Genomic DNA, 15,225 nt, shown 5'->3' with positions numbered 1-15,225 from the left:
CACATGGCACAGGTAAAGACCCCCCTAAATAAGAAACAGCTGTTAAAACATGTACAAGCGTTTGTGCAAACACCGCTTGAAGACAAGCTAGATGCCAACCTTATTGAACTTGGCTTAGACTCAATGCATATGATGCGTTTGGTCAATCAGTGGCGAAAACAAGGCGCAAAAGTGACCTTTTCAAAACTGATTGAACAACCAGTTCTTAGCGACTGGATAACACTTTTATGTACGCAAATTGATACTGATGTCGAAGTTACTGAAGCCCCTAAACTACCCGATATAGATCCCTACGCAGAGTTTGAGCTCACTGACGTGCAATATGCCTATTGGATTGGTCGCCAAGATGAGCAAGAGCTTGGTGGCGTCGGTTGTCACGCCTATCTGGAAATAGACAATCAAGACATCGATCCAATTAGGCTCGAACAAGCTTGGCATGCACTTTATCACTATCATCCCATGCTACGTGCGCAGTTTACTGAATCTGGTACCCAGCAAGTGCATTCACAGCTTCCCACTCCGGGGCTTGCAATTAACGACTTTAGGTCACTAACTCTTGATGAGGCAACTAAAGCGGCAGAACAAATCCGCAGCCGTCTATCACACCGAAAATTAGGTATTGAGTATGGTCAAACCCTTGGGCTGGAATTGAGTTTACTTCCCGAAGGAAAATGTCGGATCCACTTTGATGTAGATCTACTGATCGCTGACGTGCAGAGCTTAAATATCTTATTGAAAGATCTTGCGGTGCTTTATCATGGCGGTACACTCAACACGGATCCACACTGGAGCTTCGCAAAGTACCTAGCGTTTGAAAATGCACAAAATAAAGATAAGTTTGAAGCAGACAAAGCTTATTGGCAAACGCGTTTAGCAACTCTACCTTCGGGCCCACAGCTTCCCCTTCGTTGCGACCCTCGAGCGATCACTCGACCAACATTTTCTCGCCGTTTGCACACCTTGAGCCAGTACCAGTGGAAGACGCTTAAAAATACCGCACAACAGCATCAAGTGACGCCCGCTATGTTGCTCGTCACTAGTTATGCGTACGTACTTGCCAAATTTAGTACCGAGCAGAAATTCACACTGAACTTACCACTTTTTGATCGCAAGACTCAGCACCCAGGCATTGAAAACGTGGTTGCCGACTTCACCAATCTATTGCTTTTAGATTGTGATTTTAGTGAAGCTAAAGGTTTTATTGATCATACAAAAGCAATACAAAGCCAATTTCACCAAAACGTTGCACACAGTGATTATTCCGCAGTGCAAATCCAACGCGATTTAGTAAAACACGGTTATGCACAGGGTGTGAGCGCACCTATCGTATTTGCCTGTAACTTAGGCACCCCACTTCTGTCGCAACAAGACACGGTATTGGGTCAATTTAACTATATGATCTCGCAAACGCCGCAAGTGTGGTTAGACCATCAAGTGTATGAAGTCGATGAAGGTTTGATGCTGGCATGGGATGCTGTGGATGAGATTTTCCCAGAGTCGCTGATTGATACTATGTTTGCAAGCTATGTTGCATTACTTGAAAACCTAGCGGCAAATAGCAGTGCATGGCACGCATTACATCTCATTGACCTGCCAGAGTATCAGCAAATCCAACGCAAAGCAGCCAATAACACCGATGCACCTTATACCCCACATACATTGCATGAAGCATTTTTTAGAGGTGCTCAGGTACACCCAGATAAGACTGCATTAATATTCAACAGCGAACGGTTTAGCTATCGCACCGTCGCTGAAAAAGCGCTACGCATAGCCGCTTATTTGAAGCAACAAGGGCTGAATGGTGCAGAACCTGTAGCCGTAACATTACCCAGAAGCGCTGAGCAGATCATAGCGATACTTGGAATACTGGCAGCCGGTGGCTGTTATGTGCCTATAGGACCTCACCAGCCTCAATCACGGCGAGAAAAGATCCATCGAACCGCAGAGGTCAAGCTAGCAATTGCTATTGGTGACGATCCAGAACATGACCCAGCAGTAAAATGTATTGATATTCAACAAGCGCTTTTAGCTGAGCCACTAGAATCAGCTGTTATCACAGACCCTGCAAATCCCGCCTATATCATATTCACCTCGGGCTCTACAGGTGAACCCAAAGGGGTTGAAATGAGTCATCAGGCCACTGCCAATACCATTTATCAGCTCAATAAAGACTATCAAATTGGCCAAGATAGCTGTGCGCTCGGAGTTTCAGCGCTTGATTTTGACCTTTCTGTATATGATATTTTTGGTTTGTTAAGTGTTGGCGGACAGCTAGTCGTTATTGATGAGCAGCAGCGCCGTGATGCACAAGCATGGCTTGAGCTGGTACATCAACACAAGGTAACTATTTGGAACTCTGTTCCGATATTGCTAGATATGCTTTTGACCACGGCGGAACAAGATAGCCGCCAACTGCACTTTGAGCAGGTGATGTTGTCTGGTGATTGGATAGGCTTAGACCTTCCTCCTCGGCTACAACATATCAGCGCCACCAATCCACCTATTATTGCAATGGGTGGCGCAACAGAAGCAGCGATTTGGTCAAACCGGTGTGAAGTTCGCTCACCACTGCCACTGCATTGGCACTCAATCCCATACGGTAAACCTCTGCCAAACCAAAAGTATCGCGTTGTTGATAAGCACGGTCAAGATTGCCCAGATTGGGTTCCTGGTGAGCTATGGATCGGCGGTATTGGTCTAGCAACTTGTTATCGTGGTGATAGCATACAAACGGCAGCACGCTTCGTTGAGCAACATGGCGAGCGTTGGTATCGTACTGGCGACCAAGGTCGTTACTGGCCTGATGGCAACCTCGAGTTTTTAGGACGCATCGATCATCAAGTTAAAATACGCGGGCATCGTATTGAGTTGGGTGAAATTGATACAGCCCTTGCCAATATTAATGGTGTTCAGCGCGCTGTTACCGTGACCATTGGCGAGCCTAAGAGCCTAGCGAGTGTTGTGGTTTTAGCTGCTCAAAGCACGTTAGACAGCGCCGCCATACAACGCCAATTACACAAGCTACTGCCAGATTATATGGTGCCAAGCCATATCGAATTTGCACCGCAGCTGCCACTCAGTAGCAATGGTAAAATAGACCGAAAAGCACTTGTCAACCAGCTGGCTGCCACGCAGCAGCAGTGTGCGTTGAGTTTAACCGCGCCGCAAACAGACAACGAAAAATGCCTTGCCAATATATGGCGGTCTATACTGGGGGTTGAGCAAATCGGTCAGCAAAGCCATTTCTTCGAGTTAGGTGGAGATAGCTTAATTGCGACTCAGCTTATTGCAAAGCTCAAACAACAAGGTTTGGCATCTCCAAAACCACTGCCCGACTTATTCTCATCTCCTCAATTAAGCGCCTACGCAGCGCGTTTAGAAAGCATCGCGCCGATAACAAAACTCGAAATAGTGCCAGATCTAGATAATCGTTATGCACCATTCCCTCTCACCGAGGTACAACGTGCTTATTGGATGGGCCAAACACCGGGATTGCCGCTTAACTGCAGCACTTTGTATTTGCTAGAATTGGAGGGAGAAAATGTCGATATTCAACGTATGGCAAAAGCTTGGGACCAACTGGTTGAGCACCATGAGATGCTGCGAGCAGTGATCACACCAGACGGTCAGCAACAACTGCTGTCTCATTTACCTGCGGTGTCTATCGCACAAGTGAGCTTGAAATCAGAAACCAATAATCACGCCAATGCTGCTCGGGATCATCTCCACCAGTTTTGGCGTAGAATTTGTGAACAAGCGCTACAAAGCCACGACCAAAATGAGTCTGTGACGCTACCTAACCACCGTATTTGCGCCGTAAATTATGGTGCTAATAAGACCCGTTTAGGGATCATTTTTGATTACTTAACGCTCGATGGGTTTAGCATTAAATTGCTGCTAGATCAGCTTGCAAGCCTTTATAACGATCCCGCTTATCACTTGCCTGAGATTAATGTTTCGTTTAGAGACTACGTGATCCAAGTGCAACACAATGATGCAGAGCGTATAGCTGCACAAGCATACTGGCGAGAACAGATTAATACCTTACCACCTGCGCCACAATTACCACTGGCACAAGACCCACAAAATATTACTCAGCCTGAATTTGTGCGCCGCGAAGCACAGCTAGATGCGACTACTTGGCAAGCACTTAAGAATAAAGCGAGATCCTATGGCATTACCCCTTCAGTACTACTATTAACGGCCTACAGCAATGTGCTGAGGCGCTGGAGCGAAGGTGATCACACGCTCAATTTAACCCTGTTTGACCGCCAAGACGTGCACGAGCATATCAATAAAGTGTTTGGTGACTTCACCACATTAGCCCCCATCGCATTTCGTAAAAATGTTGGTGACTCATTATTGGCACAAGCGCAGGAAGCGCAGCTGCAAATTGCACAGGCTATTGAACACAAAGCAATTTCATCCATTTGGATCCAGCGCGAACAAGCTCGCCATAGCACACTCACATCAGCAGCGCTGCCTGTGGTATTTACCAGCACCTTGGGTCTTGGTGGCGGCTTGTTTGAAAACTCAAACGGCGATTTCCCCAAGATTGTACCTGGAGGTTTATCACAAACACCGCAAGTTTGGCTCGACCATCAATTATACGAATTTGATGGTTCACTTATTCTATCTTGGGATGCGGTGGATGCACTTTTCCCAGCCGGTATGATTGATGACATGTTCAACAGCTATGTTGGTGCGCTTGAAAAGCTGTGTCATAGCAGTTGGGAAGATGAGATGTCCTTACCATTACCTGATGCACAAGCGCATACACGTCTCGCGGTAAATCACACCGGACGCCCACAAACACCACGCACTTTGCACCATACTATTTTTGCGCACGCACAGCAAAACCCCGGCGACACGGCACTAGTATTTGAAAACTCGCATGTCAGTTATGCACAGCTATGTGAGCAAGCGCTCTGTATTGCAGCGCTATTGCAGCAACATCAGCTCGAACTAGCAGAACCTGTTGCAGTCACTTTGCCACGTGGCATAGATCAAATTGCGGCTATTTTGGGAGTTATGGCTGCGGGCGGCTGTTACGTGCCAATCGGGATCCATCAGCCTGCGAGTCGTCAGGCAAAAATACATCGTATAGCAGGGATCCGATTAGTGCTTACTGACAGTGATCACTTAGAAGTCGAATCCATCGAGTCAGTGATAAGGTTGGACGTGGCTACAGCAAGTACACCACAAGCAATGCCTATAGAAGTATCACCAGAACAACCTGCATACATTATTTTTACCTCGGGCTCGACTGGTGAACCAAAAGGGGTGGAAATGTGCCATCAGGCAACCGCAAACACCATAGATCAAATCAATCAACTCTATAAAATTGATAAACATAGCTGTGTATTAGCAGTGTCTGCAGTGGATTTCGACTTGTCGGTATACGATATCTTTGGCTTACTCAGTGTGGGTGGCCAAGTTGTGTTGCTCAGTGATGAAAACCGCCGCGATGCCAGCGAATGGTTACAGCTCGTGCACCAACATAATATCACTGTCTGGAACTCTGTACCCGTCCTGCTGGATATGTTGCTCATCGTTGCAGAGCAAGATGACAGGCAACTGCCTTTCAAACAAGTGATGTTGTCAGGTGATTGGATTGGCCTAGATATTCCACCGCGTTTACAAGCCAAAAATAAAGCTGAAGTTCCACTTATCGCTATGGGTGGCGCAACAGAAGCAGCTATTTGGTCGAATTTCTGTGAGGTAAGAGACGACATTCCAGCTCACTGGAACTCCATTCCTTACGGTAAACCACTACCGAACCAAACCTACCGTGTCGTCGATGCCTACGGACGCGACTGCCCAGATTGGGTTGCAGGTGAGCTATGGATAGGTGGCGCAGGCCTTGCTAGTGCGTATCGGGGAGATAAAAAGCTCACAGCTGAGCGCTTTGTCAACCACGAAGGTACTCGTTGGTATCGTACCGGCGATAGAGGTAGATACTGGCCAGATGGCAACCTTGAGTTCTTAGGGCGTATAGATCACCAAGTGAAAGTACGCGGTCATCGTATTGAACTGGGTGAAATTGATACGGCTCTCGCCCGTATTAAAGGCATTTCTCGTGGAGTGGCATTAACCATTAGCGAGCCTAAAATGTTGGTTGCTGCACTGGTAATGGATGAAAGCACGGAACTGGATCTCGATGCAGTAAAAACAGAACTTGCTCTTTCTTTGCCAGATTATATGGTACCGAGTCACTTCTTAGCCTTAAATGCACTGCCACTAAGCGCTAATGGGAAAGTAGATAGAAAACAACTTGCTACCCAGTTTGACGACCAACTTAGCGTTGAAGTGGCTGTAACAGCGCCACAAACAGATAACGAACTTCAAGTTGCACAGCTTTGGAAAGACTTACTTGGGGTTGCCAATGTTGGCCTAGAAAGCAGCTTTTTTGCACTCGGTGGCGATTCGTTGGTCGCGACCCAATTCCTAACTCAGCTCGCCCAACAAGGGTTGTCGACCAAGCAACCTTTACGCACTTTGTTTGCCAGCCCAACGCTTGGTGCATTTGCAGCAACACTTGAGATGCATGAAGCCACACAGTGCAAGCAAATTGTAGCTAGACCCGAACATCAGTTTGAACTATTTGCACTGACTGAAGTACAAAGTGCTTATTGGTTAGGCCAAACCCCGGGCTTCCCGCTTAATTGCGGCACTCACTACTTACTCGAACTCGATAGTTTAACGCTTGATACCGAGCGAATGATGCTCGCATGGAAAAAGCTGTATGCACGCCATGATATGTTGCGCGCCCAAGTGAGCGATAATAACCAACAGGTTGTGTTGCAGCAAAGCGGCATACCAAAATTGGATATCGATCCAATGACTTACACCTGTTTAGAGCAAGCACGAACGCAAATTCACGCATGGTGGCAAACTAAAAATAGCCAACATTTACATGATGCGATAACGATTAAAGTTGCAAGATATCAAGCGGGTGAAACTGAGCGTACGCGTCTTGCTTTGATGTTTAACTACATGACACTAGACGGCTATAGCATCATGTTGTTATTGCGCGAATTCGCTGCTTTATACCAAGCGCCAGATACTGAACTAACGCCACTTTCCTTAACCTTTAGAGACTATGTCACCCAAGTTCAACATAGCCAGCAAGCCATAGATGAAGCCCAAGCATACTGGCAAGAACGTTTATCTACCTTGCCGGATGCTGCGGCACTACCACTGGCACAAGATCCACTGCAAATTGAACACAGCGAATTCTCTCGCCGCAGTGCAAGATTGCCAAAAGCCAAGTGGCAAGCCATTAAACAAGCGGCTCGCTCGCAAAATGTAACACCAAGTATTTTAGTGCTGAGTGCCTATGCGGAAGTACTCAGTCAGTACAGTGGTGGCCATCCACATACCTTAAATTTAACTCTATTTGATCGTCAAAATGTACATCCAGAAGTTGGCAGTATTGTTGGTGATTTTACGTCTCTGGCCCCCCTTGCTTACCACCCTGATGAGCACATCACAATTGCTCAACATGCAAAGCAACTACAAGAGCAACTTGCTGATGTACTTGATCACCGAGCAGTTTCATCAGTGTGGGTGCAAAGAGAGCGTAGCCGAACTATGGGGCGCACCGCAGCTGCATTGCCCATTGTCTTTACCAGTACGTTAGGGATGGCTGACGACTTACTGGCAGACTCTTTCAACGAAGATTTACCACAATTTACCGATGGCGGATTGTCAGCAACCCCACAGGTTTGGCTTGATCATCAAATGTATGAGTTCAGAGGTGAGCTAATTCTATCTTGGGATGCCGTCGATGCACTGTTTCCAGCTGAGTTGCTAGACAATATGTTTAGCCGTTTCTTAACATTACTGGACGAAGTATCTATTTCAACGGATACAGCATTTAGCCACGCATTACCCAAATCTCAACAGTTGGTGCGAGACCGAGTAAACAGCACCTACGCTGAACAAACGCCTCGTACTTTACACCAGGCGATGTTTGACTATGCCCGTCAGCACCCCGATACCGTTGCGCTGATAGCTGATGAGCAAATAGTAACCTATGGCCAATTGGCTGACAAAGCACTGCGTATCGCCCACTTACTTACTCAACGAGGATTATCGCTAAGTGAAGCGGTGGCAGTGAGCTTGCCAAGAGGGGTAGATCAGGTTGCTGCCGTATTTGGCATTATGGCCGCTGGAGGCTGCTATGTGCCAATTGGTATTCATCAACCCACCAGCCGTCAAGCGAAAATTCATCGCACTGCGGGGATCCGTTGGATACTTACGAACGAAGCACACATCAACCAAGACGTTGAGCAGGGTGTCACTCGCCTCAATGTAACGGATGCAGAGGACTTTACGCCACTGGCAACCCCCTTGACAGTAGCAACAGATGCACCCGCATATGTGATCTTTACCTCAGGTTCTACCGGTGAACCCAAAGGGGTCGAAATGTGTCATCAAGCGACTGCAAATACCATTGACCAGCTAAATCGACACTATGCTATCAACAGCAATAGCCGAGTACTTGCTGTTTCTGCATTGGATTTTGATCTCTCGGTATACGATCTATTTGGCTTGTTAAGCGTTGGCGGCAGTGTTGTATTACTCAATGAGGCAAGCCGTAGAGACGCAGCTACGTGGCTTGAACTAGTGCATCAACATCAAGTCACTACTTGGAATTCAGTGCCGATATTGCTCGACATGCTACTGGTCGTTGCTGAAAACGATGCACGCCCACTGCCATTTTCGCAAGTGATGCTATCGGGTGATTGGATTGGCCTAGATTTACCGCCAAGATTACAAGCCAAGACTCACTCACAGATCCCATTAATTGCCATGGGTGGTGCCACTGAAGCAGCCATTTGGTCAAACAGCTGTGAGGTAAAAGGTGAGTTGCCTGAACATTGGTCATCTATTCCATACGGTAAACCGCTCCCGAACCAAACATATCGTGTGGTAGACCCATGTGGCCGTGATTGTCCAGATTGGGTTGCAGGTGAACTGTGGATCGGCGGTATGGGCCTTGCCACTGCCTATCGAGGAGACAAAAAACTTACAGCTCAGCGCTTTGTGATGGCTGATGGTAAGCGTTGGTACCGCACGGGTGACCGCGGTCGTTACTGGCCGGATGGCAACCTCGAGTTCTTAGGCCGAATTGATCACCAAGTTAAGGTTCGCGGACATCGCATTGAGCTTGGTGAAATCGACGCCGCCTTGGCTCAGGTTAAAGGCTTAAGTCGCGGTGTTGCACTAACGATTGGTGAGCCGAAAAAGCTCGTTGCCGCCTTTGTTAAGGAAGCCCAAGCCACGCTAGATACACAGGTAATTACTGCACAACTGGAACAGCAACTTCCAGAATACATGGTGCCCAGCCATTTATTAGAACTTGAGACATTACCGCTAAGCGCCAACGGTAAAATTGACCGAAAGCAATTGCTCAATGAATTTATGGCATTGGAGCTAAAGCAAGCTGAGTTCGAGGCGCCTGAAGGTGAGCTTGAAGAACAGCTTGCAAAAATCTGGCAATCACTTTTAAAACGCCCTCAGCTCTCTCGCCACGACGACTTTTTTGCCATAGGTGGTGATAGCTTGAGCGCAACACAGCTTATCCAAACACTGCAACAACAACACATTATTCCAACATCTGTGTCACTTACAGCACTATTTAGCGCCCCAAGTATTGTCAGCTTCGCTAATGCCATAACACAAGCTTGGCGTGACCTAAGCGGCACAACCTCTGACACAGATGAACTATTTGAAGAGGGTACATTATGACAATCGCCAGTATTATCGCTGACTTCGAAAGCCGCGGCGTTTACCTGTGGGCCGATCAAGGCAACTTAAAATTTAAGGCCCCTGCTGGAGTAATGACAGCAGCACTAAAAACACAATTACAAGACAACAAAGCAGCGCTTATCGACTATTTAAGCGACCCTGTAATGGCAGCTATAGAGCCTAATTATGCAGACCGCTATCAGCCGTTTCCACTAACCGATTTACAGGTCGCTTACTTAGTTGGCCGTAACAATGCCGTTGAGTATGGTGGTGTTGGCTGTCATAGTTACATTGAGTTGGACCTACCGAATATTGATGCAAAACGCCTGCAAACGGCTTGGCACAAGTTAGTTGAGCGCCACGATATGCTACGCGCTATTATCAACCTTGATGGTACTCAACAAATTATCGCACAGGTTACGCCAAAAGCGATCCGCGTGCATGAATTCGCAGCGTTTGACCAGCAAACTCGTCAGCAAAAACTATTAGGCCTGCGTGAACAGTTGGCTCACCGCCACTATCAACCAGATAAATGGCCACAATATGACTTACACCTTAGCCAAACTGGTGAAGGGTCAATTCTGCATTTTTCTATCGACTTGCTTATCGCCGATTTTGCTAGCATTCAAATTATGCTCGCCGAGCTCGGTGAATTATATAACCATCCAGAGCGTGCTCTTGCGCCTCTGGGGGTTTCGTACAGAGATATTGTTATCGCACGCAAAGCCTTGTTAGAACACCCTAAAACAGCACAGCGCTATGAACAGCACAAAGCCTATTGGCTAGAACGCATTAAAACGCTGCCAGTCCCTCCCGAGCTACCGAGAGCAAAAAGTACGGGCAACGAGGAAAGCGTCGCGTTTTCTCGCTTACATTTTAAGTTAGATCCCACCCTTTGGCAGCGCCTTGGCGAGCGAGCGGCAAGGCATAAACTAACACCTTCTAGCCTTGTATTAGCCGCATTTACAGAGGTAATTGGACGCTGGTCTCGCCATCCTAATTTTTGTTTAAACCTCACTATGTTGAATCGCGCCAATGTGCACCCAGATGTCCGTGGCGTGGTTGGCGACTTTATCGCAGTAAACGTGTTGGGGGTATCGCCGGATCCGCAAGCAAGTTTCGCGAAACGGGCAAGTCAGTTACAGCAACAACTTTGGCGTGATTTGGAACACAGCGACTTTACTGGCGTTGAAGTATTAAGAGCTATGAACCAAACGCAGCAAAGCAACACCATAGTACCAATTGTCTACACTAGCACCCTTGGTTTGTCAGGTGATGAGTTAGACAGCAACCAATTTATGCATGATGCACAGTTGCGTTACGGAATTACTCAAACGCCGCAAGTCTGGCTTGATTGTCAAGCAACGGAGCGCAGTGGAGAGCTGATCGTAGATTGGGATATCCGTCAAGGGATTTTCCAAGCCGGTGTGATTGAGCAAGCACATCAAGCATTTTGTGAACTATTACACGGGCTGGCTCATAATGAAGCCTTATGGCAGTCCACCAGCCCGGTGAGTTTGCCAAAGCAAACGCAAGTACACATCACCGCGCTAAACGACACCAAAACAGAACAAGCTAAAGGATATTTGCACTCTGGATTTGCACGACATGTTCTAGATACCCCAGATCAAATTGCGGTGATCGACCAAAACGGCGAAATGACTTACCAACAACTTGCACAGTTGGCACTTCAAATCAGGCTCACCTTTGTCGACTCGGTAAAACCGAACGACCATATTGCAATCGTATCAGACAAAAGCACACAACAAATTGCAGCAGTGTTTGCTGTATTGTTTGCCGATTGTGTGTATGTACCTATTGAGGCAAAACACCCGCTTGCTCGTCAGCAATCAATCATCGCTAACTCAGGTGCCAAAATCGTACTCACAGAGTTGCAATATGCTAACCTAGACTTTGGCTCTGATGTCACTGTTATTGCATTAGATCAATTACTACCGGCTATTCCGCAGCAGGACCTTCAAGGTTTATTGGAAATATTCACGCAACGTCGACAGCAGCAAATTTTTGTCGAAGCGCCAGCTTATGTAATATACACCTCCGGTACGACAGGTCAGCCAAAAGGGGTGCAGCTATCGCACGGCGCAGCACTGAATACCGTGTTGGAAATTAATCGCCTGTATGATGTCAACTCGAAAGATAAAACCTTAGGACTGGTGAGCTACGGCTTTGATCTCTCAGTTTGGGATATCTTTGGTACACTCTCAGCAGGGGCGACTTTGGTATTACCAGCTCAAGAGCTGCGAGGAGATCCAAACCACTGGCATCAAGTGATCGCCAAGCATCAGGTCAGTCTGTGGAATTCGGTGCCTGCGCAAATGCAAATGCTGATGACCAGTTTGCCATGGGCGGAAGATCAGACGCTCAGTACACTTAGGCTGGCCATGCTTTCTGGCGATTGGATCCCTGTCCAACTTGCAAAGCAAGTAATCCAACAACTGCCTCATATTGACCTGAACAGCCAAGGTGGCCCTACAGAAACTGCGATTTGGTGTGTCCAGCACACTGTCAAAGACATCGCGGATGATGCTGCTTCAGTACCATATGGTAAGCCACTAGCAAACCACCAAATTCACATTTTAAATGACCGACTAGAGCCTTGCCCAACTTGGGTCACCGGCGAAATGTATATTGCAGGTGATGGTTTGGCATTAGGGTATTTAAACGATAAACAAAAAACTGCTGAGCTATTTATTAAACATCCACAAACAGGTGAAAGGCTTTATCGCTCTGGCGATTTAGGCTGCATTATGGATGACGGCATCATTGCCATTCAAGGGCGCGAAGATGGCCAAGTCAAAATCAATGGTCATCGTATTGAGTTGGGTGAAATAGAGTCAACTATTGCCGCACACCCAGCTGTAAAAGACGTCGCGGTGGTCAATCTATCTACTGATGGTAACTTAGCTGCGGCACTGGTTGTCAAAGAAGTAACCGATAGCGAAATCATGTTCAGTGAGTTGGGCACCTTACTTAATGACAAGTTGCCTAAATACATGTTACCGACGCATTTCTTTAGCTTAGACACACTTCCTCTTAGTCAAAACAGTAAAGTTGATAGAAAACAGCTTAAAGTACAACTGACGCAATTACAGCAGCAACTGACAACACAATATGAAGCACCATTTGACAATCATGTTGAGCAAACCGTGGCGCAAATCTGGCGTGATTTACTCAACGTGAGGGAGGTATCGCGTCACGATGACTTTTTCCAACTTGGTGGTACCAGCTTAAATGCCATCAACCTGCTAAGCGCATTTCTAGCAGCAGGCTTTGATGCAGATATTGACCTGATTTTCAATCATGCCGTATTCAGCGAAATGTCCGAAGCACTGGCAAAAGCAAATGAAGCAAAACAAGCATGGCTTGAGAGTATTGATTTAAACAGCATGGCTACTGAAGCACTCGAAGGCCTTGCTGATGCCCTACCGTATGATTCGAATTCCGAACCAAAAACCCTATTATTGACTGGCAGCACGGGGTATTTGGGTAGCTATGTTTTGCACGAAATATTGGATGCTACGGATTATCGTATTCTATGCTTGATGCGCTGTGATGATATTCAGCATGGATTCTCACGCTTAGAGCAGGCCGCTGCAGAAAAAGGCCTGCCTACAGCTATACCTCACGAGCGTATTCAGATAATCAGCGGTACGATGTCCGAGCCTTACTTTGGTTTAAGCAATACAGACTATCAAGCTCTAAGTGCACAAGTGGATGTGATAGTTCACAATGCATCGATCATTAATCTCATGGATCCGCTTTCTGCTCTGTACCCAACCAACGTCGAAGGCGCCCGTGAAATTATCCGTTTAGCAAGCTCGCATCAAGTGAAGCCAGTGCATTATATTTCTACTATCGGAGTACACCACGCGTTACCAAGTGATGTATCTCAGCCTGTGGTAGAACATACCAAAGTGGTGCCATGGCGTGAAGTGGAGTTAACGTATGAGCAGTCAAAAATTATGGCTGAAACCTTATTTACTGAAGCAAGAAGACACGGCGTACCAGTCAATATTTTACGTCCAGGAACCATCACTTGGGCAACCACAGAAACACCCTTTATTAATGATGATGCATTCTTAAAATTTTATCGTGCTTGCTTGAATATTCACGCCTATCCTGCGTCCGAGCTGGCGGTAAACATTGTTCCCGTAGACTATGTGGCAACCTGCATCACGGCCATAGTGAAAGGTGCGACGGGCCAAAACAGTAACTTCCACTTAGTGTCAGACCAAAGTACCGATGTTGCACAGATCTATAATTGGTTTAACGAACTCGGTTGCGATATTCAACCACTTGATTTTATAACATGGAAAGACAAACTCAATGACAACTTTGTGCGCAGCTTTGTTGAGCTTTACTTCAAGCAAGGTATGGAATCAGGTGGTCACCACCAATACGCCACAGATAACCTAAAATCCATATTGGCCCAATTCAGTCTCCCAAACTTTGCGGTCAGCCGCGATTACCTAAAGCCACTTACACAGAAGTACAACAATGCTTAATACCACATACACCAACAACAGTGCGTGTTACCGCATTTTTAAAGCACGCCCCAATGCCGCTAAACGGTTAATCATTTTGCCTCATGCAGGGGGCAGTGCAAGCTACTTTCGTCAGTGGGCTAATATCGCCGACTCAGATTTAGAAGTCGTGGTTGTACAATATCCAGGTCGTGAAAACCGCATGGCTGAGCCTTTGATTTCGGACATGGATCGTTTGGTCGGCAACTTGGCCACAGGTCTTAAAGCAATACTCAACAAGCCTTATATCTTGTTTGGACATAGTATGGGCGGCGGTATCGCTTACGAACTTGCCAAGCGCATTCAGGCCTATCGCTATCCGCCTCCAACTCAACTGGTGGTGTCTGCTGTTGAAGGACCTAGTTGCCACCATGCGACCGAAGTACACAAAGCCCCCGATGAAGTCATGCTTAATGAGCTTAAACGTCTCAATGGTACGGAGATTGATCTCAATGCCCTTCCAGAGCTACTAGAGATGATGTTGCCGTTGCTGCGCAATGATTACCAGTTAATTGAGACTTATCAACCAAACCTCAATGCACCAAAATTGCAGCTTCCAATCTCCGTGATGCTCGGGTCAACTGATACCGAGCTCACCTACGAAGAAGCCCAAGCCTGGCAACAAGTGAGTAGTCAGCCCATCAACATTAAGGTCTACGAAGGTGGCCATTTCTACTTAGCCAATCATGTTGAGGCTATTTTGACCCATTTGGGCACGCTGTTCCCAGTACAAAAAACATGGTTGTGTGCACCTTAGTAATCAATCCCCCTTGAGGATAAAGTTTGTTCAAACTAGGAGCTGCCCCCCAGCTCCTTCTTCCAGCGCTGTTAAAAATTATCTCTTTTGGGGATTACAAATCCGATGTGGGTAGTGCTGGGTTTTTAAGCATTGCAAAATGTACCTATTAAACCAACCCAATTATTC

At 46.8% G+C, this 15,225-nt stretch carries 3 protein-coding genes; all 3 read left to right on the top strand.

What is annotated here, in order from left to right; genetic code table 11:
* Positions 1-3: 3 nt before the first annotated feature.
* The 3 genes from ABMY45_RS03845 to ABMY45_RS03835 are packed head-to-tail and all read left to right on the top strand — an operon-like array spanning position 4 to position 15,057.
* Positions 4-9,756, top strand: coding sequence for an amino acid adenylation domain-containing protein (locus tag ABMY45_RS03845; protein ID WP_349288428.1), 9,753 nt, complete (start codon positions 4-6; stop codon positions 9,754-9,756).
* Positions 9,753-14,282 (top strand): amino acid adenylation domain-containing protein, encoded by a 4,530-nt coding sequence (locus ABMY45_RS03840; protein ID WP_349288427.1) that lies wholly within the window; start codon positions 9,753-9,755, stop codon positions 14,280-14,282. The genes ABMY45_RS03845 and ABMY45_RS03840 overlap by 4 nt, the downstream gene beginning before the upstream one ends.
* Entirely contained in the window at positions 14,275-15,057 is a 783-nt protein-coding gene (locus ABMY45_RS03835) for an alpha/beta fold hydrolase (protein ID WP_349288426.1), read from the top strand. Before ABMY45_RS03840 ends, ABMY45_RS03835 begins: the two co-directional genes overlap by 8 nt.
* The last annotated feature ends 168 nt before the right edge of the window (positions 15,058-15,225 follow it).

It is taken from the genome of Pseudoalteromonas sp. XMcav11-Q (assembly GCF_040104525.1).
In the GTDB taxonomy this organism is placed as follows: Bacteria; Pseudomonadota; Gammaproteobacteria; order Enterobacterales; family Alteromonadaceae; genus Pseudoalteromonas.
Note: the sequence above shows the minus strand (reverse complement) of the source record. Positions and strands in the feature narration are given on the sequence as shown.

Bases quoted from the DNA above. Each gene is read 5' to 3' on its own strand.
- ABMY45_RS03840 (WP_349288427.1), top strand. From the start codon at position 9,753: ATGACAATCGCCAGTATTATCGCTGACTTCGAAAGCCGCGGCGTTTAC.
- ABMY45_RS03835 (WP_349288426.1), top strand. From the start codon at position 14,275: ATGCTTAATACCACATACACCAACAACAGTGCGTGTTACCGCATTTTT.
- ABMY45_RS03845 (WP_349288428.1), top strand. From the start codon at position 4: ATGGCACAGGTAAAGACCCCCCTAAATAAGAAACAGCTGTTAAAACAT.